At 63.6% G+C, this 22,166-nt stretch carries 23 protein-coding genes and 1 pseudogene; 15 read left to right on the top strand and 9 right to left on the bottom strand.

Annotation, left to right across the window (positions count from 1 at the left end):
• The first annotated feature begins 33 nt into the window (after nt 1-33).
• The 4 genes and pseudogenes from H3221_RS03590 to H3221_RS03580 all read left to right on the top strand — a co-directional run bounded on the left by H3221_RS03590 (nt 34) and on the right by H3221_RS03580 (nt 2,751).
• Nucleotides 34-420, top strand: a complete 387-nt coding sequence (locus tag H3221_RS03590) for an MAPEG family protein (protein ID WP_196475490.1) — start codon at nt 34-36, stop codon at nt 418-420.
• A 180-nt stretch (nt 421-600) separates the two neighbouring features.
• Nucleotides 601-1,332 (top strand): annotated as a pseudogene (locus H3221_RS25755) (type IV pili methyl-accepting chemotaxis transducer N-terminal domain-containing protein); the annotation flags it as partial.
• Nucleotides 1,327-2,190 (top strand): methyl-accepting chemotaxis protein, encoded by an 864-nt coding sequence (locus tag H3221_RS25750; RefSeq protein ID WP_397427956.1) that lies wholly within the window; start codon nt 1,327-1,329, stop codon nt 2,188-2,190. The pseudogene H3221_RS25755 and the gene H3221_RS25750, both read left to right, overlap by 6 nt.
• Before the next feature lie 111 nt (nt 2,191-2,301).
• Entirely contained in the window at nt 2,302-2,751 is a 450-nt protein-coding gene (locus H3221_RS03580; protein ID WP_196475492.1) for a c-type cytochrome, read from the top strand.
• On the opposite strand, the gene H3221_RS03575 is transcribed toward H3221_RS03580, so the two are convergent.
• Both H3221_RS03575 and ligB read right to left on the bottom strand, forming a co-directional pair.
• Nucleotides 2,745-3,140: a DUF1090 domain-containing protein gene (locus H3221_RS03575; RefSeq protein ID WP_196475493.1), complete on the bottom strand. Its 396-nt coding sequence runs from the start codon at nt 3,138-3,140 to the stop codon at nt 2,745-2,747. The two genes, H3221_RS03580 and H3221_RS03575, sit on opposite strands and share 7 nt — an antisense overlap.
• 84 nt (nt 3,141-3,224) lie before the next feature.
• Complete coding sequence (ligB, locus tag H3221_RS03570) at nt 3,225-4,916, bottom strand: NAD-dependent DNA ligase LigB (protein ID WP_196475494.1); 1,692 nt, start codon at nt 4,914-4,916, stop codon at nt 3,225-3,227.
• Between the two features lie 216 nt (nt 4,917-5,132).
• Here ligB and H3221_RS03565 point away from each other — a divergent pair, with 216 nt between their 5' ends.
• The gene (locus H3221_RS03565) at nt 5,133-5,444 is read left to right on the top strand and encodes a hypothetical protein (RefSeq protein ID WP_196475495.1); all 312 of its coding nucleotides are present in this window, start codon (nt 5,133-5,135) and stop codon (nt 5,442-5,444) included.
• 62 nt (nt 5,445-5,506) lie between these two features.
• Here the strand turns inward: H3221_RS03565 and metK are convergent, their stop codons facing one another.
• From metK to H3221_RS03550, 3 genes are all read right to left on the bottom strand, one after another.
• Complete coding sequence (gene metK / locus H3221_RS03560) at nt 5,507-6,697, bottom strand: methionine adenosyltransferase (RefSeq protein ID WP_160019017.1); 1,191 nt, start codon at nt 6,695-6,697, stop codon at nt 5,507-5,509.
• Nucleotides 6,698-7,699, bottom strand: a complete 1,002-nt coding sequence (locus tag H3221_RS03555; RefSeq protein ID WP_196475496.1) for an ArsR/SmtB family transcription factor — start codon at nt 7,697-7,699, stop codon at nt 6,698-6,700.
• A 73-nt stretch (nt 7,700-7,772) separates the two neighbouring features.
• On the bottom strand, nt 7,773-8,654 hold the full coding sequence (locus H3221_RS03550) for a LysR family transcriptional regulator (protein ID WP_196475497.1): 882 nt from the start codon (nt 8,652-8,654) through the stop codon (nt 7,773-7,775).
• Nucleotides 8,655-8,764: 110 nt separating this feature from the next.
• On the opposite strand from H3221_RS03550, the gene H3221_RS03545 reads away from it, so the two are divergent.
• The 7 genes from H3221_RS03545 to fba all read left to right on the top strand — a co-directional run bounded on the left by H3221_RS03545 (nt 8,765) and on the right by fba (nt 16,196).
• Entirely contained in the window at nt 8,765-9,919 is a 1,155-nt protein-coding gene (locus H3221_RS03545; RefSeq protein WP_196475498.1) for a TDT family transporter, read from the top strand.
• Nucleotides 9,920-10,028: 109 nt separating this feature from the next.
• Nucleotides 10,029-12,029 carry a transketolase gene (gene tkt, locus H3221_RS03540; RefSeq protein WP_196475499.1) on the top strand — a complete coding sequence of 667 codons (2,001 nt, stop codon included), beginning with the start codon at nt 10,029-10,031 and terminating at the stop codon, nt 12,027-12,029.
• Between the two features lie 119 nt (nt 12,030-12,148).
• On the top strand, nt 12,149-13,216 hold the full coding sequence (gene epd, locus H3221_RS03535; RefSeq protein WP_196475500.1) for an erythrose-4-phosphate dehydrogenase: 1,068 nt from the start codon (nt 12,149-12,151) through the stop codon (nt 13,214-13,216).
• 3 nt (nt 13,217-13,219) lie between these two features.
• Nucleotides 13,220-14,380: a phosphoglycerate kinase gene (locus tag H3221_RS03530; RefSeq protein ID WP_196475501.1), complete on the top strand. Its 1,161-nt coding sequence runs from the start codon at nt 13,220-13,222 to the stop codon at nt 14,378-14,380.
• Between the two features lie 103 nt (nt 14,381-14,483).
• Nucleotides 14,484-14,669 (top strand): hypothetical protein, encoded by a 186-nt coding sequence (locus H3221_RS03525; protein ID WP_196475502.1) that lies wholly within the window; start codon nt 14,484-14,486, stop codon nt 14,667-14,669.
• Between the two features lie 12 nt (nt 14,670-14,681).
• Nucleotides 14,682-15,008 carry an MliC family protein gene (locus tag H3221_RS03520; protein WP_196475503.1) on the top strand — a complete coding sequence of 109 codons (327 nt, stop codon included), beginning with the start codon at nt 14,682-14,684 and terminating at the stop codon, nt 15,006-15,008.
• A gap of 123 nt (nt 15,009-15,131) precedes the next feature.
• Nucleotides 15,132-16,196, top strand: coding sequence for a class II fructose-bisphosphate aldolase (fba, locus tag H3221_RS03515; protein ID WP_084341275.1), 1,065 nt, complete (start codon nt 15,132-15,134; stop codon nt 16,194-16,196).
• 89 nt (nt 16,197-16,285) lie between these two features.
• Here fba and H3221_RS03510 read toward each other — a convergent pair whose 3' ends face one another.
• The gene (locus H3221_RS03510) at nt 16,286-16,969 is read right to left on the bottom strand and encodes a polysaccharide lyase family 7 protein (protein WP_196475504.1); all 684 of its coding nucleotides are present in this window, start codon (nt 16,967-16,969) and stop codon (nt 16,286-16,288) included.
• Nucleotides 16,970-17,333: 364 nt separating this feature from the next.
• Here H3221_RS03510 and H3221_RS03505 point away from each other — a divergent pair, with 364 nt between their 5' ends.
• Genes H3221_RS03505 through H3221_RS03495 form a run of 3 tightly spaced genes read left to right on the top strand, consistent with a single transcriptional unit; the run spans nt 17,334 to nt 19,464 of the window.
• Nucleotides 17,334-17,810 carry a hypothetical protein gene (locus tag H3221_RS03505; protein WP_196475505.1) on the top strand — a complete coding sequence of 159 codons (477 nt, stop codon included), beginning with the start codon at nt 17,334-17,336 and terminating at the stop codon, nt 17,808-17,810.
• A gap of 13 nt (nt 17,811-17,823) precedes the next feature.
• Entirely contained in the window at nt 17,824-18,924 is a 1,101-nt protein-coding gene (locus H3221_RS03500) for a PQQ-dependent sugar dehydrogenase (protein ID WP_196475506.1), read from the top strand.
• Between the two features lie 39 nt (nt 18,925-18,963).
• Nucleotides 18,964-19,464, top strand: a complete 501-nt coding sequence (locus H3221_RS03495; RefSeq protein WP_178094749.1) for a YgjP-like metallopeptidase domain-containing protein — start codon at nt 18,964-18,966, stop codon at nt 19,462-19,464.
• A gap of 65 nt (nt 19,465-19,529) precedes the next feature.
• Here H3221_RS03495 and H3221_RS03490 read toward each other — a convergent pair whose 3' ends face one another.
• The 3 genes from H3221_RS03490 to H3221_RS03480 all read right to left on the bottom strand — a co-directional run bounded on the left by H3221_RS03490 (nt 19,530) and on the right by H3221_RS03480 (nt 22,163).
• Nucleotides 19,530-19,763: a DUF2789 domain-containing protein gene (locus tag H3221_RS03490; RefSeq protein ID WP_196475507.1), complete on the bottom strand. Its 234-nt coding sequence runs from the start codon at nt 19,761-19,763 to the stop codon at nt 19,530-19,532.
• Nucleotides 19,764-19,828: 65 nt separating this feature from the next.
• Nucleotides 19,829-20,311 (bottom strand): GreA/GreB family elongation factor, encoded by a 483-nt coding sequence (locus H3221_RS03485; RefSeq protein WP_196475508.1) that lies wholly within the window; start codon nt 20,309-20,311, stop codon nt 19,829-19,831.
• A gap of 52 nt (nt 20,312-20,363) precedes the next feature.
• Nucleotides 20,364-22,163 carry a diguanylate cyclase gene (locus H3221_RS03480; protein WP_196475509.1) on the bottom strand — a complete coding sequence of 600 codons (1,800 nt, stop codon included), beginning with the start codon at nt 22,161-22,163 and terminating at the stop codon, nt 20,364-20,366.
• Nucleotides 22,164-22,166: the final 3 nt, after the last annotated feature.

The raw sequence follows: 22,166 nt of genomic DNA, 5'->3' as shown, positions 1-22,166 counted from the left end.
CTGCGCACTCCATTACCGAGCTGCGGAGCCTCCATGACCCTTGCCTACTGGTGCGTGTTGATTGCCATATTTCTGCCCTACCTGGGTACTGCTTCAGCCAAGTTCCTTGGCCCCGGCTACGGACCGCGCGCCAATCAGGATCCGCGCGCGTTCCTGAGTACCCTGGACGGCTGGCGCAAGCGGGCCAACAACGCGCAACTCAATGGCTTCGAGGTGACCCCGGCGTTCGCCGCTGCGGTGATCATTGCCCATCAGGCCGGTGGTGCCGAGCAGGGGCTGCTCGACCAGTTGGCCGTGGCCTTCATCATCAGCCGCGTGCTGTATTTCATCTGCTATCTGGCTGACTGGGGTCCGGTGCGCTCGCTGGTGTGGTTCGCCGGGATGGGGCTGATCGCGGCGTTGTTCGTGGTGTCCGCATAGTCGACGCTTGCTGTCGACTCTGAAGGAAGAGCTGAAAAGGCGCGTGACCTATCAGTCATTGCGCCACTCTGGTGCGTTTTATGTAGGTGATCAGTCTGTAGAGCGGCTGGCCGTTGGCCACTTTCTTGCTTGTTCCCGGTTATTTGGCGGGGATTCCCGCCGCCTGCCAGGGAGCCTCTCATGTCCGCCACCACCTTTTTCGATCGACTGCTCTGTGCCATTGGCCTGCGCACGTTGAATCAGCAGTTTCTGTTTTCCTATGCGCTGATGTTTCTGCTTGCGGTGGTCGCCTCGGTGGCGCTGTACATGAGCATGTCGGTGTCACCGGAGACCATCAATGTCGCCGGCGCGCAGCGCATGCTCAGCCAGAAGATGACCAAGGAGGCGCTGTTGCTGCGCGAAGGCGTTCTGCCTGCAGCGACGCTGGAAGCCACCATGGCGCAGTTCGATGCCGCCCATCGCGACCTGTTGAGTGGCAACGCGGCGCGCAATATCAGCGCCATCGCCGAGCCCAGCGTCCAGGCGCAGATGAACAAGGTCGGTGGCCTCTGGCAGGGCTTTCGTTCTCAACTGCAGAGTGTGGTTGCAGGCGATGTGGCAGTCGATCTCAAGGCCCTCGAGCAGCGGTCGGTCGAGCTGCTGCGCGAGATGAACCAGGCCGTCGGGTTGATGGCCGCGCACGCTGAAGGCAGCCAGCGTCGCCAGATGTGGCTGGCGTTCGGTTGCGTGCTGGGCATTCTGGCGCTGGTGGTGCTGGGCCGCCAGTTCGGCCTGCGCCCGCTGATGCACAACCTCAATGCAGTGGAGGGGGCGCTGACCCGAGTCGGCTCCGGCGACTTCACACGTAGCCTTGAAGGTCGTCAGGGAGACAACGAGATCGGCCGCATCTTCGCGGGCTACAACCGTATGCAGGAGCAGGTGCGTGGCTTGCTGGCGGAGGTCAAGCGCAGCGGTGAGCGTACCGGGGAGCATGTCGGCAGTGTGGTCGGTGCCGCGCAATCGGCAGGCGATGGCGTGCGGCGCCAGTACGAGGATCTCGATCAGGTAGCCACCGCGATGAACGAGATGAGCGCCACCGTGGCCGAGGTCGCGCGTCACGCTGCCCATGCTGCCGAGTCGGCGCGCAGTGCCGATGATTGTGCGCAGAGTGGCAAGCAAGTGGTGCAGCGCAGTGCGGAGCAGATCGCCGAACTGGTGGAACAGCTGCAGCGCAGTGGCGAGCAGGTACAACGCCTGGAGGCCGAAACCGGTGGTGTCGGCAAGGTGCTCGAAGTGATCACCGGCATCGCCGAGCAGACCAACCTGCTGGCGCTCAACGCAGCCATCGAGGCCGCGCGCGCCGGCGAGGCAGGGCGTGGCTTTGCTGTGGTCGCCGACGAGGTGCGCACCTTGGCCAGCCGTACCCAGCAATCGACCGGCGAAATCCAGGCGATCATCCAGCGTTTACAGGGTGGTGCGCGCGATGCGGTTCTGGCGATGCAGCGCAGCGCGGCTCTGGCCGACGGCAACCTTCAGCATATCCGTCAGGCCAGCGAGTCACTGGAGACCATCGTCGGTGCGGTGGATGGCATCAATGCCCTGAACGCGCAGATCGCCACGGCCGCAGAACAGCAGAGCCAGGTGGCGCAGGAGATCGACCAGCGGGTAACGCATATCTCCGGGCTGGCCGAGCGCAGCCAGGGCGAGACCGAGAGTGTGGTGCAAGTCAGTGCGCAGATTCAGGGCGAGGTGCAACAGCTCAACAGCCAACTGGGGCGCTTCCGTACCTGAACCCTGGCTGACCAACACATACAAACGACAGCTGTTGTGACAAGAGGTCGCTTGGCCCGACCGGGGCGAGCCGCGATACTGGCGCCCCCTTGTCGCCCGGAAGTCGTGTCGATGCCCCTGAAGAAACGCCTGCTGCTCACCTGCGTCTGCCTGGCCCTGGCCGCCTGTGGTGGGGTCGACCCCAATTCACCGTTGGGCAAGCGCCAGGCAGCGTTCAAGGAGATGCTCAAGGTCAGCGAAGACCTCGGTGGGATGCTGCGCGGCCGCATTCCCTACGACGAGTCTGCTTTCATCACTGGCGCCGGCAAGCTGGAGCGCCTGTCGCGCGAGCCTTGGCAGCACTTTCCACAGGTCCGCGACGACGAGCGCAGCAAGGCCAACCCTGAAGTCTGGCAGCGCCAGGAGCAGTTCCAGTCGATGGCACGCGATCTGGAGCAGGCCACCGCCGCGCTGGTGCAGGCCGCGACCACACCGCCGCTACGTCGCTCCGAGCTGGAGCCGGCGATGCAGACCATCGAGGATAGTTGCGAGGCATGCCACAAGGCGTTCCGCGCTTACTGATCGGCGCGCGCTTCGGCTTCGGCCTGCTGCAGCTCGGCGCGTGCCTCGGCCAGTTTGGCCTGACGCTTGGCGATCTTCTCCTGATCACCCTTGCCCATGGCCTCGCGCAGATCCATCTCGCGCTCCTGCACCTCCTCCCGGGCTTCCTTGACGGTGGCCAGGCGCTCCTTGTGCAGTGAAGCGTCATCGCAATGGGCATCGACATTGCCCAGTGCTCTTTGCAGTCCATCCAATTCTCGCGAGTTGCCACTCTTGTGCGCTGCGTCGATCTTCTCCTGGAGCACCTGGCGTTTGGCGGCGCAGCCGCTGTCGCCTTCGGCGGCCAGAATCGGTGCGGCGTTCAGGTTGGCGGCCAGCAGCAGGCCGAGCAAAGCGGTTTGACGAATCATGGTCTCTCCTCGTGAGGGGCTACTTCGAAATGACCCTGGTTGTTGCGCGAGGTTCGACCCGATTGGACCATTGGCTGATCTGGGTCAGCCGCGGGGTGAATTTTCCTGCGGCCTGAAACCGACAGTGCCGGCTTGCTGCAGACGCTCGCCCAGGCGCTGAACCTCCGGGTGGCTGAAGAACGCCACCAGGCGCTCAGCACTCTTCTGGTTCACGCCGGGTTGCTGCATCCATTCGGCGTGGTTGCGAGTCAGTAGCGTGGCCCAGTCGTCCTCCGCGCTGAGCTTGAAACCAGGCGGTGCGCCGAGTGCCTGCAGCCATTGTTGCAGTGGGCGCTGTCGGGCCTGGGCGAAGGCCTGCAGCAGCCGTGAGGCGCGTCGTGGGCCGATACCTGGCAGCTGTTGCAGGTGTTCGCTATCGAGTTCCAGCCAATCGAGCAGACCATCCAGTTTCTGCCCCGCCAATAGCGAACTCCAGGTGCCGGGTCCTACGCCGGTCAGGTTCAGTCCCTGCTTGCCGGCGAGCCAGTTCAAGCGTGCCCGGAACTGTTGCTGACATTCGTCGTTGAGGCGCCAGCAACTCAGGGCGTGGTATCGATTGGGGTCCGGTGCGTGCACGACTGCGCGCTCCGGGCTGCGCCAGATCACCTGGTCGAGACGCGGAATGGTCAGGCCGGCCAGGTGTATCGCAACCTGATCACCAGGGCGTATGTCCAGTTTCTCCCAGATCTGCAGCGAGCCGAGGGCAATCCGGCTGATCCGCCGCTCGTCGAGGTCAACCGGCTGCAGGCGCAGAACCGGCGTGATACGACCACTGCGGCCGATGTTGAACTCCACAGCCTGCACCACGGCCAGTGCCTGGCTGACCGGGTACTTCCAGGCGACCGCCCAGTGCGGCGCTTCTGCCCGCCAGCGTTCTCCGGGTGGCCGTATGCCTTGGCGTAGCACCACACCGTCGCTGGCGAACGGTAGCGGCTCATCGAACCAGTGCTGGCGCCAGCGGCGGGCATCCTCGGCGCTTTTGAGCGGCTGGGTGTAGCGCAGGCTGTCGCTGAAACCCAACTCCTGCAGGGCTTGCAGGCGCTCGGGCATGTTCGCCGGGCCGTCCGGCCAGTCCCAGACGAACAGGCCGATGGCATTGGCCTGCTGCTCATCGAACGTCTGTCGCGCCATCGATCCAGCTACCTTGCCACGGGCGCCTGCACCGCCGTCGCGACCCTGCATGTGATTGTCCAGGCGCCAGTAAAGCTCGCCCTGCAGCACGGCATCGAGTGGCTTCTGCAGACGCGCGGGAATGGCCGACAGTTGCCGCGCGCGGGCTGTCCAGTCCTGGCCGCGGCTCCCGTCGCCACGGCTGATGGCTTGTTGCAGTACGCCGCCACGGTAGACCAGGGTGACCGCGACGCCGTCGACCTTGGGCTGAACCCACAGATCGCTGCGCTTGTTGACCCATTCGAACACGGCCGCTTCGTTCAGTTTGCGCAGTCCGGTCTGCGGCACCGGGTGCGTGATCGTTCCAGTGCTGCCAGCCAGTGGGTCTGGCAATGCTGTGCGGACAGTCGCAAAGCACTGATGCCAGGTTTGCAGGCGCTCGCGTGCCTGGTCGTAGATTTCGTCGGCCACCGGCGAGCTTCCGTGATTATGGTAGGCGTCGTCCCACTCGGCGATCTGCTGACTGAGTGCAGCAAGTTCGGACGTGCCCCGACTGGCGGGCCAGTCGGGGCAAGGGGTGGCCTGGGCGACCAGCGGAAGGAGTAGTAGCAGTAGGGCAGGTTTCATCGCGGAGCTTCCTTGCTCAAGGTATTCACTGAGCCTAGCAGGCTGTATGGGTATTCGCTGAGTCTCTGCAGCTAAGTCACGGATATTGTTAGTTTTTTTCTTGTTACCTGGCTGTGTGGGTGATAGATTCGCGCACCTTTTCTACCCCCAAACAAATGGATTTGCCCGGCGGGGGCGCATGGACAGCCGGGCCTCAACCCTCAGAGGTCTTCACCGATGCGTATTGTTTCCGTTGCCTGTTTCGCCGCTCTGGCCTTCGCCGCTCTGCCTGCTCATGCTGCCGAGGTCGCCGCGATCCAGGCTAAATGTCAGGAGCAGATGGCTGCCAATCAGGACGGTCTGGCTCAGATCAAGCAGTTGGCGGCACTGGCTGGCAACGACAAGGCCAGCGAAACCCTGGCTTCGCTTGATGGTGGCTGTGAGCGTCTCAGCGCTGAATCCGACGCTTCCACTCAGGCTGCTGCGCCTGATCAGTTGAATGCCACCAAGGATGCACTCAAGGGCCTGAGTTCGATGTTCGGCAAATAAGCCCTCAGGCACGAAAAAGCCCCGCCAGATCGCTCTGGCGGGGCTTTTTCATTTTCAGGGGCTTACAGGCCGGCAGCGGCGCGCAGGTCGGCAGCCTTGTCGGTGCGTTCCCAAGTAAAGGTGGTGAAGCTGTCGTCGCCGACGATCTTGGATTGCGGCGTGCGGCCGAAGTGGCCGTAAGCTGCGGTGTCCTGATACATCGGGTGCAGCAGGTCGAGCATCTTGGTGATGGCGTAGGGGCGCAGGTCGAACACGTCACGCACCAGTTTGATGATCTTCTCTTCGGCGATCTTGTGGGTGCCGAAGGTGTTGATCGAGATGGAGGTCGGCTGGGCCACGCCGATGGCGTAGGACACCTGGATCTCGCAGCGCTCGGCCAGGCCGGCAGCGACGATGTTCTTGGCCACGTAGCGGCCTGCATAGGCAGCGCTGCGATCGACCTTGGACGGGTCCTTGCCGGAGAAGGCGCCGCCGCCGTGGCGGGCCATGCCGCCGTAGCTGTCGACGATGATCTTGCGCCCGGTCAGGCCGCAGTCACCCACCGGGCCACCGATGATGAACTGGCCGGTCGGGTTGATGTGGAACTGGGTGTCCTTGTGCAGCAGCTCGGCCGGCAGCACGTGCTTGACGATCAGCTCCATCACACCTTCGCGCAGGTCGTCGTATTTCACTTCCGGGTTGTGCTGGGTGGACAGCACCACTGCGTCGATGGCAACGACTTTGCCGTTCTCGTAACGGCAGGTGACCTGGGATTTGGCGTCCGGGCGCAGCCACGGCAGCAGGCCGGACTTGCGCGCTTCGGACTGACGCTCGACCAGGCGGTGCGAGAAGCAGATCGGCGCTGGCATCAGCACGTCGGTTTCGTTGCTGGCGTAACCGAACATCAGGCCCTGGTCGCCAGCACCCTGATCTTCTGGCTTGGCGCGGTCGACGCCCTGGTTGATGTCCGGAGACTGCTTGCCGATGATATTGAGCACGCCGCAGGTGGCGCCATCGAAGCCAACGTCGGAGCTGGTGTAGCCGATGTCGCAGATCACGTCGCGAACGATCTGCTCCAGGTCGACCCAGGCGCTGGTGGTGACTTCACCGGCAACGATGGCCACACCCGTCTTGACCAGGGTTTCCACGGCCACGCGGGCGTGTTTGTCCTGGGTGATGATGGCGTCGAGCACCGCATCGGAGATCTGGTCGGCGATCTTGTCCGGATGCCCTTCGGACACGGACTCGGAGGTAAACAGGGAATATTCGCTCATCTATCGGTTCCTTTCTTGCCGGAGGCTGAAGGCGCTGTGCGCATCGGTTTTGGCAAAGTGCCGTAATTGAATCTGAAAGCCGTTTTTCAGGCCTATGTAGAGGCTTTCGCCGGGTGTCAGGCCGGCGGCCGTCGCCCAGCGCGCCAGGTCTTCCTGTTCGAAACCGAGCCACAGGTCGCCGCAGGCTTCGCGCGCCCAGCTCTGGTCGTGGCTGCACAGTTCGCTGAGCAGCAGGCTGCCGCCGGGGGCGACCAAGGCGGCCAGCTTGCGAAAGGCTTCGGCCGGCGTGGCGAAGTGGTGCAGAACCATGTTCAGCACCACGCAATCGGCCTTGACTTGCGCGTCCTGCAGCGCATCGGCCAGTTTCAGCTCGACGTTATCCAGGCCCTCGGCGGCGCAGCGTTGGCTGGCCAGTTCGAGCATCGCCGGGCTGTTGTCCAGTGCGGTGACCTGGGCGAAGCGCCGCGCCAGTTCGGGCAGGAAGGCGCCGTCGCCGGGGCCAATTTCCAGTGCCGTGGCATCGGCGCTGAAATGCAGGGCATCGAGCAGGGACAGCAGGCTGTCGCGGTACTGCGGTAAACCTGCGATCAGATCCTGCTGGGCCTGGAAGCTGGTGGCCATGCGCGCGAAAAAGTCGCGGCTGACGGTGGCGCGTTGCTGATGCACGGCGGCAATGCGCGTTTGCACATCGCCGGGCAATGGCAGTTCGTCGATATCGTCCAGCAGGGCGGCGTGCAAGCGGCCATTGGGCAGGGCGCGGCGGTAGAAGATCGCATTGCCTTCACGACGCGTGGCCACCAGGCCGGCCTGGGCCAGGACCTTGAGGTGATGGCTCATGCCTGACTGACCAATGGCGAAGATCTGCGCCAGTTCCAGGACGCCAAATGAATCGTTGCTCAGGGTGCGCAGCACGCTCAGGCGCAGCGGATCCCCGCCGGCCTTGCACAGGGCGGCGAGCTCGTCGTAGGGGTCGAATTCCAACTGGGGTGCGCGCAGAGTCATGGTGGCGCAGTCTAGTCGGTCATTTTTCATACAGCAATACCAATATCAAAAAGTTTTGATATTGGTTTCGTGTCTAGCCTGGAACCTGGCTCAACTGCAGAAAGGCTGCGGGGGCCGGGCTCAGGCTGGTGCCGAGGCGCCACAGTACATGCAGTTCACGCTCGATCTGCAGGTCCTGCACTGCCAAGCGCTGCAGTTCGCCGCTGGCCAGTTCACGTTCGACCACCCGCTGCGACAGCCAGGCGATGCCCTTGCCGTCGGTGAGAAGGCGCTTGAGCGCCTCGGTGCTGCCGATGGCCATGCCGGCCTCTGGCTCCAATCCGTGGTCGCGATAGGCATGCTCGATGCTGGCGCGAGCACCTGAGCCGGGTTCGCGCATGTACAGCGGGTACGTCTGCAGGTCGCGGGCCTCAAGGCGCTCGGCCCTGGCCAGCGGGTGCAGCGGCGATGCCACCGGAAGCAGGGCATCGCGTGCCAACAGGTGATGCGCGTAGTCGGCCTGTGCGAACGGGCCTTCGACGAAGCCCAGGCTGATGCGGCCTTCGTCCAGTTGCCGGGTCACGACGTCGGTGTTGCTTACTTCCAGGCTGACGAATATCTGTGGATGCAGGGCGCAGAAGCGGGTGAGGAGTGGCGGCAGCAGGTAGGCGCCGAGCGTGGCGCTGGCGCCCAGATGCAACTCGCCCTGCTCCAGTTGGGCAAAATCGCGCAGGTCGCGTTCGGCAGCGCGCTCCAGAGCGAAGATGCGCCGCGCATAGTCATGCAGGCGCAGGCCGCCTTCGGTCAGTTGCACGCCGCGTGGCTGGCGATCGAACAGGCGCAGGTCGAGGCTGGCTTCGAGATCGCGAATTTCCCGCGTTACGGCAGGCTGACTGATGTGCAGGCGTTCGGCGCCGGCGCTGATGCTGCCGGCTTCTGCCACGGCCAGAAAAACCTTCAGGTGATGGAGATTCATGATTTATGCATAAAGGAAAAGTATGGATTGAATGCTGAATATGTATTTTTCATATGGCAAGCCAATTCTTACCCTTGCGCCATCACTCATGTCACGGGACCACCCGACTCATGCCGCGCCCCTTCAGTCGTTTACCCGAGCCCCTGGCTTTCATTCGTCATTTCACCCCCAGCTGGTTCGCCATGACCATGGGCACCGGTGTGCTGGCGCTGGTGATCGCTCATCTGCCCTGGCATATGCCGGGATTGTCGATACTCGCCGAAGGGCTGTGGTTTGTTGCGGTCGGCCTGTTTGCCTTGTTCGGCATTTTGTTTCTGCTGCGCCTGGCGCTGTTTCGCGAAACCATCTGGCCGATGCTGCTGCATCCGGTGCAGTCGATGTTCCTGGGTGCCATTCCCATGGGCTTGGCGGTGCTGATCAAGGGCTTGTTGCTGTTCGGTGTGCCGCGCTGGGGCGAAGGGATCTACGCGCTGGCCCATGCACTGTGGTGGCTGGACGCGGCGCTGGCGCTGCTCGGCGCCTTGTTGGTGCCTTATCTGATGTTCACCCGCCAGCATCATGCGCTGGAGAAGCTCACTGCGGTCTGGCTGCTACCTATCGTCGCACCGGAGGTCGCCGCCAGCACGGCAGGGGCGTTGGCGCCGCATCTGGCGACCGAGGCGGCGCAACAGCTGCTGGTGGCCGGTTTCGTGCTGTGGGGATTGTCGCTGTCGCTGGCGTTCTCGCTGATCACTCTGGTGCTGCTGCGCCTGGCTTTGCACAAACTGCCGGATACCGATTTTGCCGCCACCAGTTGGCTGCCGCTGGGGCCGCTGGCTACCGGCTGTCTGGGCCTTCTGAGCATGGGGCAGGCGGCGCCGCTGGCTTTTGCCGGTACACCGCTGGTCAGCGCCGCCGAGCTGGCGCGGGATCTCGGTCTGATTGGTGGTCTGGCACTGTGGGGGGCGGGGCTGTGGTGGCTGGTGATCGCCACGCTGTTCACCCGCCACTACATCCGCGACAACATGCCGTTCAACCTCGGTTGGTGGGGTTTCACCTTTCCGCTGGGCGTATTCGCCCTGGCCACTTTCGAGCTGCAGGCCGTGACCGGTTTGAGTCTTTTCGCCTTCATCGGTTTGCTGCTGGCGGTGCAACTGGCGGCGGTCTGGACGCTAGTGTTCAGTCGCACGCTCGCCGGCGTCTGGCATGGCGAGTTGTTTCAGGCGCCCTGCCTGGGCGGACCGGGCAGCCCGGCGGTGAGCGTTCTGAGCGAGCCGGCGGGCTGATTTGGTCTCTACGACCATCTGTCATTGCCCCATGGGGGCCGGCTGGGCGAAAATAGGCGTCTTTTTTCGCCCCCTTCATTCAGAAGCAGCCCCCGTAGGAGATTCAGCGATGCCCAGCCGTCGTGAGCGAGCCAATGCCATTCGTGCCCTGAGCATGGATGCCGTGCAGAAAGCCAACAGCGGCCACCCCGGTGCCCCCATGGGTATGGCGGACATCGCCGAAGTGCTGTGGCGCGACTACCTCAAGCACAACCCCAGCAACCCGAACTTCGCTGATCGTGACCGCTTCGTGCTGTCCAACGGTCATGGCTCGATGCTGATCTATTCGTTGCTGCACCTGACTGGCTACGACCTCGGCATCGAAGACCTCAAGCAGTTCCGCCAGCTGCACAGTCGTACTCCGGGCCACCCGGAATACGGTTACACCCCGGGCGTCGAGACCACCACCGGCCCGCTCGGCCAGGGCATTGCCAACGCCGTCGGCTTCGCCATCGCCGAGAAGGTGCTGGGCGCGCAGTTCAACCGTGAAGGCCACAACATCGTCGACCACAACACCTATGTGTTCCTCGGTGACGGTTGCATGATGGAAGGCATCAGTCATGAAGTCTGTTCGCTGGCCGGTACCCTGGGCCTGGGCAAGCTGATCGCCTTCTACGACGACAATGGCATCTCCATCGACGGTGAAGTCGAGGGCTGGTTCACCGACGATACGCCCAAGCGCTTCGAAGCCTACGGCTGGCAGGTGATCCGCAACGTCGACGGCCATGACGCCGAAGAGATCAAGATGGCCATCGAGACCGCGCGCAAGAGCGTGGACCAGCCGACCCTGATCTGCTGCAAGACCACCATCGGCTTCGGTTCGCCGAACAAGCAGGGCAAGGAAGAGTGCCACGGTGCCCCGCTGGGCAACGACGAAATTGCCCTGACCCGCGCCGCGCTGGGCTGGAACCACGGTCCGTTCGAAATCCCGGCCGAGATCTACGCCGAGTGGGACGCCAAGGTCGCTGGTGCTGCCGCCGAAGCCGCCTGGAACGAGAAGTTTGCCGCCTACGCCGCTGCCCATCCTGAACTGGCCGCCGAGTTCAAGCGCCGCATTGCCGGTGAGCTGCCGGCCGATTTCGCCGAGAAGGCCGCTGCCTACATCAAGGATGTCGCCGAGAAGGGTGAAACCATCGCCAGCCGCAAGGCCAGCCAGAACGCGCTGAATGCCTTCGGCCCGCTGCTGCCGGAATTCCTTGGCGGTTCGGCCGACCTGGCCGGCTCCAACCTGACCCTGTGGAAGGGCTGCAAGGGCGTCTCCGCTGACGACGCTTCCGGCAACTACATGTTCTACGGCGTGCGCGAGTTCGGCATGAGCGCCATCATGAACGGCATCGCGCTGCACGGCGGTTTCGTGCCGTACGGTGCGACCTTCCTGATCTTCATGGAATACGCGCGCAACGCCGTGCGCATGTCCGCGCTGATGAAGAAACGTGTGCTGTACGTGTTCACCCACGACTCCATCGGTCTTGGCGAAGATGGCCCGACCCACCAGCCGATCGAGCAACTGGCCAGCCTGCGTGGCACGCCGAACCTCGATACCTGGCGCCCGGCTGATGCCGTGGAATCCGCCGTGGCCTGGAAGTACGCCATCGAGCGCGCCGACGGCCCGAGCGCCCTGGTGTTCAGCCGCCAGAATCTGCCGCACCAAGCACGCGACGCCCAGCAACTGGCTAATATCGCTCGCGGTGGCTACGTACTGAAAGACAGCGGCGGCGAGCCGGAGCTGATTCTGATCGCCACCGGTTCGGAAGTCGGTCTGGCCGTGGCGGCCTACGACAAGCTGACCGCTGCCGGCCGCAAGGTGCGCGTGGTGTCGATGCCCTCCACCAGCGTGTTCGACGCCCAGGACGCCGGCTACAAGCAGGACGTGCTGCCACTGCAAGTCGGTGCGCGCATTGCCATCGAGGCCTCGCACGCCGACTACTGGTACAAGTACGTGGGCCTGGAAGGTCGCATCATCGGCATGACCAGCTTCGGTGAGTCGGCCCCGGCTCCTGCACTGTTCGAGCACTTCGGCTTCACTGTCGACAACATCGTCGCCACTGCCGAAGAACTGCTGGACGCCTGAGCGAGAACGACGCTGTAGCGGTGGATCAGGGCGCGTAGCTGACGCTCTGTTGATCCACCGTTACACCGCCCGGTGGATCAATAAAGCGCGATCCACCCTACGTTCATCCGAGATATGCTATGTCCAATCGTCCCTATCGTGTCGCCCTCAACGGTTATGGCCGCATCGGCCGTTGCGTGCTGCGCGCGCTGCATGAGCGTGGCAATTCGGCGAGTCTGGAAATCGTCGCGCTGAACGACCTGGCCGATCAGGCCAGCATCGAATACCTGACCCGCTTCGACTCCACCCACGGGCGCTTTCCCGGCGAGGTGAAGGTCGATGGCGACTGCCTGCACATCAATGGCGATTGCGTGAAGGTGCTGCGCCAGAGCGAACCCGAGGCCATCGACTGGACGGCGTTGGATATCGATCTGCTGCTGGAGTGCTCCGGCCAGTACGTTACCCGTGACCAGGCGCAACGCTTCATCGACGCCGGCGCGCCGCGCGTACTGCTGTCGCAGCCGATGGCCAGCGAGGCGGATATCGATGCCACCGTGGTCTACGGAGTCAATCAGCAGTGCCTGAGCGGCGCCGAGCGGCTGGTATCGAATGCATCCTGCACCACCAACTGCGGCGTGCCGTTGTTGAAACTTCTCGATGAGGTGGTGGGTCTGGAGTACGTCTCCATTACCACCATCCACTCGGCGATGAACGACCAACCGGTGATCGATGCCTACCACCACGAAGACCTGCGCCGCACGCGCTCGGCCTTTCAGTCGGTGATCCCGGTGTCCACCGGCCTGGCGCGTGGTATAGAGCGCTTGCTGCCGGAACTGGCTGGGCGTATCCAGGCCAAGGCCATCCGTGTGCCGACGGTCAACGTCTCCTGCCTGGACATTACCCTGCAGACCGCGCGCGATACGTCTGCAGAAGAGATCAACCGCGTGCTGCGCCAGGCGGCACAAAGCGGCCCGCTCAAGGGGCTGCTGGCCTATACCGAACTGCCGCACGCCAGCTGCGACTTCAACCACGACCCGCACTCGGCCATCGTCGACGGCAGCCAGACCCGCGTGTCCGGCCCGCGCCTGGTCAACCTGCTGGCCTGGTTCGACAATGAGTGGGGGTTTGCCAACCGTATGCTCGATGTCGCTGAACATTTTCTCGCTGTATCCACTTCCTCCGTACAACCAGCCTTTGTGAAGGACTGATCCATGACCGTTCTGAAGATGACCGACCTCGACCTCGCTGGTAAGCGGGTGTTGATCCGCGAAGACCTCAACGTCCCGGTGAAGGACGGTGTGGTCAAGAGCGACGCGCGTATCCTCGCCTCCTTGCCGACCATCAAGCTGGCGCTGGAGAAGGGCGCGGCCGTGCTGGTCTGCTCGCACCTGGGGCGCCCGGAAGAGGGCATCTACAGCGAGGAAGACAGCCTGGCACCGGTCGCCGCCTACCTGAGCAAGGCGCTCGGCCGCGATGTGCCGCTGGTCAAGGACTACCTCGGCGGTGTCGAGGTCAAGGCTGGCGAGCTGGTGCTGCTGGAGAACGTACGCTTCAACAAGGGCGAGAAGAAGAACACCGACGATCTGGCCCAGCAGTACGCTGCCCTGTGCGACGTGTTCGTGATGGACGCCTTCGGTACCGCTCACCGCGCTCAGGGTTCGACTCATGGCGTGGCGAAGTTCGCCAAGGTCGCCTGCGCCGGCCCGCTGCTGGCAGCCGAGCTGGACGCCCTGGGCCAGGCGCTGGGCAAGCCGGCCCGGCCGATGCTGGCCATCGTCGCCGGCTCCAAGGTGTCGACCAAGCTGGACGTACTCAACTCCCTGGCTGATATCTGCGACTCGCTGATCGTCGGTGGAGGCATCGCCAACACCTTCCTCGCTGCTGCCGGCCTGCCGGTGGGCAAATCGCTGTACGAGGCCGATCTGGTCGAGACCGCCAAGGCCATTGCGGCCAAGGTCAGCGTACCGCTGCCGGTCGACGTGGTGGTCGCCAAGGCCTTCGCCGAGGATGCCGAAGCCACCGTCAAGGCGGTCAAGGATGTGGCTGAAGACGACATGATCCTCGACATCGGCCCGCAGACTGCGGTGATGTTCGCTGAGATGCTCAAGGCTTCGCAGACTATCCTGTGGAACGGCCCGGTCGGTGTGTTCGAGTTCGATCAGTTCGGCAACGGCACCAAGGCCCTGGCACTGGCCATCGCTGAAAGTCCTGCGTTCTCCATCGCTGGCGGTGGCGATACCCTGGCAGCCATCGACAAATATGGCGTAGCCGACAAGATCTCCTACATTTCCACTGGCGGCGGCGCGTTCCTCGAGTTCGTCGAAGGCAAGGTGCTGCCAGCTGTGGAAGTGCTGGAGCAACGCGCACGATAAACACCGGTCAGGGTGAGGGCGTGTCCTTCACCCGCGACGGATTAAACCCTGACGTGAACGGGTGGTCTGTAGAAAACCGGATCATCGAACAAGGAGTCATGTCATGGGCAAGTTAGCCGTCTTGAGTGTCATGGGTATGTTGCTGGCGGGTTGCGCTGGCGGTGGTCGAGAAGCGGCCTGCGAGGTGTTCAGCCCGGCGCAGATCGAAACCCCGACCACTCAGGATGATCAGCGGGTCGAGCAGAGCAGTGGTCAGCCCACGGGTTCGGCACCGGAACAGCGTTGCTGACTAGGAGAAGCAATGATCGGAATCAGACTGGCGGGGCTTGCTGCCGCCGCCCTGTTGCTTGTGGCCTGCAGCAGTCAGCCAGCGGCACCGGATCAATGGAATCGCTGGGTATGCGACAGCCAGACCGAAGTGCTCTGGCGCTTCGCCAACGACAGCGTCGACCAGGTGGATCTGCGCCTGGGCGGTGGCGACATCGTCTACCGTCTGACTCAGGAGCCGGCAGGATCTGGTGCGTTGTACAGCGACGGGCGTTTGTCCTTCCACACCAAGGGTGAGGAAGGCCTGGTCTACTGGACGGCGACCGATGACCTGATAGGCCGCGGCTGCAAGGCCCCGTAACATCCTCGGCGACGCCGAGGCGAGAACTGCGGGCATGCCCGAGCTTCAGGAAACTTGAACAACGCCTGCCCCTGCGGCAGGCTTGCACGATTAACGACCTCCAAACCGGGAGACAGAAACACCATGGCACTTATCAGCATGCGCCAGATGCTCGACCACGCCGCCGAATTCGGCTACGGCGTGCCGGCCTTCAACGTCAACAACCTCGAGCAGATGCGCGCCATCATGGAAGCCGCCGACAAGACCGATTCGCCGGTCATCGTCCAGGCCTCCGCTGGTGCCCGCAAGTACGCAGGCGCGCCTTTCCTGCGCCACCTGATCCTGGCTGCCATCGAGGAGTTCCCGCACATCCCGGTGTGCATGCATCAGGATCACGGCACCAGCCCTGACGTCTGCCAGCGCTCCATCCAGCTGGGTTTTTCCTCGGTGATGATGGACGGCTCGCTCAAGGAAGACGGCAAGACGCCGGCCGACTACGACTACAACGTGCGTGTGACCCAGCAGACCGTTGCGTTCGCACACGCCTGTGGCGTATCCGTGGAAGGCGAGTTGGGTTGCCTGGGTAGCCTGGAAACCGGCATGGCCGGTGAAGAAGACGGCGTCGGCGCCGAGGGCGTGCTGGATCACAGTCAACTGCTGACCGACCCGGAAGAAGCTGCTGCCTTCGTCAAGGCCACCCAGGTCGATGCCCTGGCCATTGCCATCGGCACCAGTCACGGCGCCTACAAGTTCACCAAGCCGCCAACCGGCGACGTGCTCTCCATCGAGCGCATCAAGGAAATCCACAAGCGCATCCCCAACACCCACCTGGTGATGCACGGTTCTTCCTCCGTTCCGCAGGAATGGCTGAAGGTGATCAACGAATTCGGCGGCGACATCAAGGAAACCTACGGTGTGCCGGTCGAAGAAATCGTCGAAGGCATCAAGCACGGCGTGCGCAAGGTCAATATCGACACCGACCTGCGTCTGGCTTCCACGGGCGCCATCCGCCGCATGATGGCCGAGCACCCGAGCGAGTTCGACCCGCGCAAGTTCTTCGCCAAGACCATCGTTGCCATGCGCGACATCTGCATCGCCCGCTACGAAGCCTTCGGCACCGCTGGCAACGCCTCCAAGATCAAGCCGATTTCTCTGGAAGGCATGTACCAGCGCTACGCCAGTGGCGAGTTGAACGCCAAGGTCAACTGAGCCTGCGCGGGCGCAAGCCCGCCGCCTGGTTCAGCCGAGAGCCGCGACTGTGCAAACGTCGCGGCTTTTTCATGCCTGGCGTTCGGGTTTCAGGGGGTTGCGCTGAGCGGGGCGCGGTGCTCGATAAGCAGCTTGTCGAAGCGTGCAGCGCCCGCCTCGGTCTCGTAGCCAGTGTTGTCCTGGGTATAAACGCCGGCCTTGAAATACAGCGGCTTCTGAGCCCAACTCGAGTCAAGTCGGGTGCCCCATTTGCTGGCGTTGAGGTTGATTACCAGCGTGCCTTTGGGTGTCAGGTGCACGACATAGGTAAAACGCTGGTTCAGGGCAATGCCAGTCGCCAGGGTAACGGTCTGAATCTCGGCCTCGGGGCTCAGACGTACCTTGGCAACGATGTTGCCGCTTTGCGCATAGGCTTTGTACTGATACTCCAGCTTGAGCAGCGGCATCGAGCTCTTATAAGCGTGGATCTGGCCGATGACGATCTTGCCGGTGGAGGGAACCTGGCTGATCTGCAGCCCGGCGTGCAGGAAATGGTCCGCCTCCGGGTAGGTCCAGTTGCGCAGGCTGCCGTCGGCATAGGTTTCGCGCAGCTCGCTGCGTGGGTACTTGGCGCTTTCGGTGGTGGTGCCGTTGACCGGCGCCCAGAAGAAGATGGCGCCATCTTTGGACTGGAAATAGTGATCCTGATATCCACCGGCCAGAACGCGGGTCTCGATGGTGGTCGCTGGGACGCCGACTGGAATGCTGAGATTCCACATGGCGAGTTCGATCATGTTCAACGCTCCTGAAAAACGGAAACTTCAGTCGGTGGCACATCTCATCCAGGAGTCAGTAACGGCTTACTTGGCGTTCCAGCCGGTGACGCGCGAGCTAGAAGGGCGGCAGGGCTGCCTGTCGCGAGCAGCGAGTGCGCTCGTGGCAGGCGTTGTAACGGCCGCCGGTGGGAAAGCGAGAGGGCCGTACGTCGTATTGTTGGCGTCAATATAAGGTCGTGATCGGTGGCGTTTCGATCCAGTCTGGAATCCTGTCGTGCTGCGCTCGGCTCGGTGCAGGTAAAACCCTGTAAAACACCCAGGGCATAACGGCTGATGGGGTACGCCATAATCCCTGCACTGTCGTTCCGGGAACCTGCCACCCATGTCCAGCAAGCCACGTCTGTTGCTCGCTTTCCTTCTTGCCGTGTTGCTGGCCTCGCTGCTCGCCTCGATCTTCCAGACCCAGACCAATCTCGCCGCGCTGCAGGCGCTCGGCGCGCCGATGCCGCTGGATGTGCGCGTCGGCACAACCTGCCTCGATCTGCTTGGCTTCGCCCCGACCTTCGCTCTGCTCAGTGCCCTGGGTTTTCTCATTGCCCTGCCGCTGGCTACCTGGCTGGCGCGGCGCATGCCGCTGCTGCGTTGGCTGATCTTCGTGCTGGCCGGCGCTGCAGCCATCTGGACGGCGCTGGCACTGGCCAATGCGCTGGCGCCGATGCCGACTCTGATTGCCGCTGACCGTAGCCCTTTCGGCACGCTCGGGCTGATGGCCTGCGGTAGCGTCGGTGCGCTGCTGTTCGCCCTGCTCGGCCGACGAGTGCGCTACCGGACGCAGCCGACTTCCTCCGATTCTCTGTGACAAGGCGTTGCCCATGTTGAGAAGCACCCGCGCGCTGATACTCGGCGCCCTGTTCGTCAGCACGCCGCTGCTGGCCCAGGACTACCGCATCGAAACCTTCAGCAAGGGGCTGGAGAATCCCTGGGCCGTGGCTTTCCTGCCGGACGGGCGCATGCTGGTGACCGAGCGTGTCGGGCGGCTGCGCATCATCGAAGCCGATGGCAGCGTCGATCCCGAGCCGGTGGCGGGTTTGCCCGAAGCCTTCATCGCTGCCCAGGCCGGGCTGATGGAAGTGGCGCTGGACCCCGACTACAGCGACAACCGCTGGCTGTACCTGACCTATGCGCACGGCTCGCTGGAGGCCAACAACACGCGACTGGCTCGCGCCCGCCTGGTGGATGACGAGTTGCACGACTTCGAAGTGTTGTTCACCGCCCAGCCGCTCAAGGCTGGCGCCGCGCATTACGGCGGGCGTATCGCCTTTCTCGCCGACAAGACCCTGGTGCTGACCCTGGGCGACGGCTTCGACTGGCGCGAGCAGGCGCAGAACCCGACCAACCACCTGGGCAAGATCGTGCGCCTGAACCGCGACGGCAGCGTGCCGCAGGACAACCCGCTGGTGGGGCAGGAAGGCGCTGCGCCGGAGATCTACAGCCTCGGCCACCGCAACGTCCAGGGCATCTTCTACGACGCCGAGCACAATCGGCTGTATAGCCACGAGCATGGCCCGCGCGGAGGGGACGAGCTCAACCTGATCGAGGCCGGCAACAACTACGGCTGGCCGCTGGCGACCTTCGGTATCGATTACACCGGTGCGCGCGTTAGCCCCTACACCGAGCTGCCGGGGTTGACCTCGCCATTGCTGCACTGGACGCCCTCGGTGGCGCCGTCGAGCCTGACCCTGTATCGCGGCGAGCGTTTCCCCGAGTGGCAGGGCGACTTGTTCGCCGCCACCCTGGCCGAGCGCAGCGTACGACGCATTCGCGTGCGCGACGGCATGCTGGCGGGTGAGGAAATCCTCTTCGAGGAGCTGGGCGAGCGCATTCGTGATGTGCGCAGCGGGCCGGATGGTGCGCTGTATCTGCTCACCGATAACCCGCAGGGGCGCCTGCTGCGTGTGGTGCCCAGCGAGTAGTGCGGCATCCGTTACACTGGCGGTCCTGATGTATGTGGAATCGTATCGTTGAAGTATCTACAGGGTTATCCGGTTGCCTTGCAGCAGCAGGTTCGCCAACTGATCGCCGATGACCGGTTGGGCGACTACCTGGCGCAGCGCTATCCGGGCCGGCATGAGGTGCAGAGCGACAAGGCGCTCTACGGCTACGTGATGGCGCTCAAGCAGGAGCACCTGAAGAACGCACCAGCCATCGACAAGGTGCTCTACGACAATCGCCTCGACCTCACCCACCGCGCCCTCGGCCTGCACACGGCGATCTCGCGGGTGCAGGGCGGCAAGCTCAAGGCTAAGAAGGAGATTCGCGTCGCCTCGCTGTTTCGCGACGCGGCGCCGGCCTTCTTGCAGATGATCGTGGTGCATGAGCTCGCGCACCTGAAGGAGGCCGATCACAACAAGGCTTTCTACAAGCTGTGCGATCACATGTTGCCGGGCTATGCGCAGATCGAGTTCGACCTGCGCATGTACCTGACCTGGCGCGAAATGACCGGCACAGGCTGAACCACAGGGTGCGGCTGGCTCCATCGTAGGTTGTGCTGTGCGCACCGATGGGACACCCCGGTGTATTAGCTGTGCAGGCGCAGGTTGAGCTGATCGACTACCTCGGCCCAGTCGGCGTCTTCGAGAATTTCCTCGCGCAGCAGCGCGGCCTGCGCCGGGCTCCAGAACGGCGCATCGGCCAGCGAGCAAGTGGCTGGCAGCGGCGAGTGGGTACTGATGAAGGCGCTGATGCTGGCGGCATCGTCAGGCAGGCCGAGCTGCTTGAACAGGGCTGGCAGGCTGTGGGTCGGGTTTTCCATGGTATGGGCTCTCGCAAGGCGTGGTGTTCATCGCTCATTACCAACCCTAGCCCAGATAGTTCCGTTTACGCGGCTGTCAGCACCTCGAAAACCTGTTGCCGGCTCCCTACTGGCAGGCTTATCTCGTCGCCGGGCTTCTTGCCGAGCAGCAGCTTCCCGAGCGGTGCGGTATGGCCTAGTACCTGGATGGTCTGGTCGGCCAGTTGCAGTTTCATGCTGGCACCTGGGGGGCCAAGAAACAGCCAGTGTTCGTGACCATCCTCGGTCGCAAGTTGCACCAGCGCGCCGAGCTGGATGCCCTGCTCGATATCGAAGGGGCGCGGGCGCAACTGGCGCCAGGTGATCAGGGTCTGGCGCAGCTCTTCGACGCGACGCGCCTGCCCACTGGCCAGGTAGGCGGCCTCCAGGCCCAGGGTGTCGTACTTGTTCTCGGCGACGTTCTCTTCGTGGGTAGCCGCTTCGTGGGCGCTCAGGGCTGCGAGGCTGGCCTGTTCGAGGTCGGTCTGCAGATGGGTGAGCACGTCTTGCAGCAGCAGATTCTTGTTCATGGTGCGTTTTCGGATTCGGGTTGGTGAAAGGGGCGGCAGCCCCTCTTCAAAGCTATTGGGTGGCCAGTTGTACGCGGTTGCGACCTTCGGCCTTGGCTCGGTACATGGCGGCATCAGCCAGGCGAATCAGCAGGGTGGCATCGTCAGCGCCGCGGCTCAGGGCGATGCCGATGCTGGCGCCGACGCGTACGGCACGATCTTCCAGATGCATCGGCGTGTCCAGTCCTTCCAGCAGGCGCTTGGCCAGGTCGTGCGCATGTTCGGCTGATTGCACGCTCTCGCAGATCACCACGAACTCGTCACCGCCGAGGCGCGCAGGCAGATCGGTATCGCGCACGTACTGCCGCAGGCGCCGCGCTATTTCGGCCAGTACCAGGTCGCCATAGCCATGGCCGTGCTGGTCGTTGATCGGCTTGAAGCCGTCCAGGTCGATCAGCATCACGGCCAGTAGTTCGTTGCGCCGCAGGCTGCGCGCCAGTGCCTGCTCCAGGTGTTGCTGCAGGGCGGTACGGTTGGCCAGGCCGGTCAGTGGGTCCTGCAGGGCCAGCTCACTGAGGCGCTGATTGGCCTGTTCCAAGGCCTGGGTACGTTCGGTGACGCGCTTGGCGAGGATCTGTTCGTTGAGCTGCAGCGCGGCCTCGCGCTGGCGCTTGAGTTCGTTGAAACGTGCTGCCAGGGCAAAGGATAACAGGATCATCTCCAGCCCCGAGCCGATCTGCATGGCGTACAGGGTAAGAAAATTCGACGGGATCAGGGCGAAGTTGCGTAGCGCCAGCAGCACCGCGCCGGTCAGTAGCATCAGCCAGGCCAGGGCGAACAGGCGGGCGCCGGGCACCCGGTAGCCAATGCAGACGAAGCTGGTGAGCAGTAGTGTCAGGGTGGCGATCAGGCCGGTCAGCGACATCAGCTGCAGCGCGCGCTGCAGCGGCAGCAGCACACTGGCCAAGACGGCCACGCCGATGGCGATGGACAGCATCAGCAGGCCCTTGTCCCAGCGCGGCAGCCACTGGCGGGTATCGAGAAAGCTGCGCGCAAAAACCACCGACAGCAGCGCCGCCGACGTCAGGCTGACCGGCAGCATGCGGTTGCTCCAGGGCGCAGCTTCGGACCACAAATACTGCGCGCCAAGACCATTGAGCGAGAGCACGCTGAGGGCGAAGGCGAACATGAACAGCACATAGTTTAGGAAAGGCCGTTCGCGCAGGGCGAGAAACAGCAGCAGGTTGTAAAGCCCCAGTGCGATCAGCACGCCGAAGTAGATGGCATGTACCAGATAACCATTCTGACTATGCTGCTCGAAATCGCGCGCAGGCATCAGGGTGCCGCTGAGGGTCATGCTGCCGCGCGAGTCGACGCGCAGGTACAGCGTGCGTTGCTCGCCGGGCTGCAGCGCGATCTCGAATACCGGGTTGCGATGGCCGACGCTGCGCTGCGCGTAGGGCACGGTGTCGCCGCTGCGCGACTCGCGCACGCCATCGGCGCCGATGTCGTACAGGCGCACCTCGTCCAGCGAGGCGTAATTCAGTTCCAGGCGCCAGACACGTGTTTGCCGGGCATCCGATTGCAGCGCCAGGCGCAGCCAGATTACTCCCGGCACGTAGCCGAAGCTGAGGTCACGGCGGTTCATCGAGGGCTGAAAAGGGGCATCGACAGCGCGAACGTCGTCCAGGCTCAGCGCGCTCTGGGGATCGACGAGAAAGTCGACCCGTCCATAGAGATCCTGTGCTGCGCTGCTGTCGTCCAGGCGCGTGCTGGCGAGAGTGACCTGGCACGCCAACAGCAGGCTGCACACCAGCAGCAGACCTGGCAGCGAGGCCAGGTAGGTGAGGGTGGTGTGTCGGTTGGCTGGCATGGG

The organism is Pseudomonas chaetocerotis (assembly GCF_015712105.2).
GTDB lineage: Bacteria > Pseudomonadota > Gammaproteobacteria > Pseudomonadales > Pseudomonadaceae > Aquipseudomonas > Aquipseudomonas chaetocerotis.
Note: the sequence above shows the minus strand (reverse complement) of the source record. Positions and strands in the feature narration are given on the sequence as shown.

Excerpts from the sequence above, each read along its gene's own strand:
- H3221_RS03590 (WP_196475490.1), top strand. The coding sequence starts at position 34 with ATGACCCTTGCCTACTGGTGCGTGTTGATTGCCATATTTCTGCCCTAC.
- H3221_RS25750 (WP_397427956.1), top strand. The coding sequence starts at position 1,327 with ATGCAGGAGCAGGTGCGTGGCTTGCTGGCGGAGGTCAAGCGCAGCGGT.
- H3221_RS03580 (WP_196475492.1), top strand. The coding sequence starts at position 2,302 with ATGCCCCTGAAGAAACGCCTGCTGCTCACCTGCGTCTGCCTGGCCCTG.
- H3221_RS03575 (WP_196475493.1), bottom strand. The coding sequence starts at position 3,140 with ATGATTCGTCAAACCGCTTTGCTCGGCCTGCTGCTGGCCGCCAACCTG.
- ligB (WP_196475494.1), bottom strand. The coding sequence starts at position 4,916 with ATGAAACCTGCCCTACTGCTACTACTCCTTCCGCTGGTCGCCCAGGCC.
- H3221_RS03565 (WP_196475495.1), top strand. The coding sequence starts at position 5,133 with ATGCGTATTGTTTCCGTTGCCTGTTTCGCCGCTCTGGCCTTCGCCGCT.
- metK (WP_160019017.1), bottom strand. The coding sequence starts at position 6,697 with ATGAGCGAATATTCCCTGTTTACCTCCGAGTCCGTGTCCGAAGGGCAT.
- H3221_RS03555 (WP_196475496.1), bottom strand. The coding sequence starts at position 7,699 with ATGACTCTGCGCGCACCCCAGTTGGAATTCGACCCCTACGACGAGCTC.
- H3221_RS03550 (WP_196475497.1), bottom strand. The coding sequence starts at position 8,654 with ATGAATCTCCATCACCTGAAGGTTTTTCTGGCCGTGGCAGAAGCCGGC.
- H3221_RS03545 (WP_196475498.1), top strand. The coding sequence starts at position 8,765 with ATGCCGCGCCCCTTCAGTCGTTTACCCGAGCCCCTGGCTTTCATTCGT.
- tkt (WP_196475499.1), top strand. The coding sequence starts at position 10,029 with ATGCCCAGCCGTCGTGAGCGAGCCAATGCCATTCGTGCCCTGAGCATG.
- epd (WP_196475500.1), top strand. The coding sequence starts at position 12,149 with ATGTCCAATCGTCCCTATCGTGTCGCCCTCAACGGTTATGGCCGCATC.
- H3221_RS03530 (WP_196475501.1), top strand. The coding sequence starts at position 13,220 with ATGACCGTTCTGAAGATGACCGACCTCGACCTCGCTGGTAAGCGGGTG.
- H3221_RS03525 (WP_196475502.1), top strand. The coding sequence starts at position 14,484 with ATGGGCAAGTTAGCCGTCTTGAGTGTCATGGGTATGTTGCTGGCGGGT.
- H3221_RS03520 (WP_196475503.1), top strand. The coding sequence starts at position 14,682 with ATGATCGGAATCAGACTGGCGGGGCTTGCTGCCGCCGCCCTGTTGCTT.
- fba (WP_084341275.1), top strand. The coding sequence starts at position 15,132 with ATGGCACTTATCAGCATGCGCCAGATGCTCGACCACGCCGCCGAATTC.
- H3221_RS03510 (WP_196475504.1), bottom strand. The coding sequence starts at position 16,969 with ATGATCGAACTCGCCATGTGGAATCTCAGCATTCCAGTCGGCGTCCCA.
- H3221_RS03505 (WP_196475505.1), top strand. The coding sequence starts at position 17,334 with ATGTCCAGCAAGCCACGTCTGTTGCTCGCTTTCCTTCTTGCCGTGTTG.
- H3221_RS03500 (WP_196475506.1), top strand. The coding sequence starts at position 17,824 with ATGTTGAGAAGCACCCGCGCGCTGATACTCGGCGCCCTGTTCGTCAGC.
- H3221_RS03490 (WP_196475507.1), bottom strand. The coding sequence starts at position 19,763 with ATGGAAAACCCGACCCACAGCCTGCCAGCCCTGTTCAAGCAGCTCGGC.
- H3221_RS03485 (WP_196475508.1), bottom strand. The coding sequence starts at position 20,311 with ATGAACAAGAATCTGCTGCTGCAAGACGTGCTCACCCATCTGCAGACC.
- H3221_RS03480 (WP_196475509.1), bottom strand. The coding sequence starts at position 22,163 with ATGCCAGCCAACCGACACACCACCCTCACCTACCTGGCCTCGCTGCCA.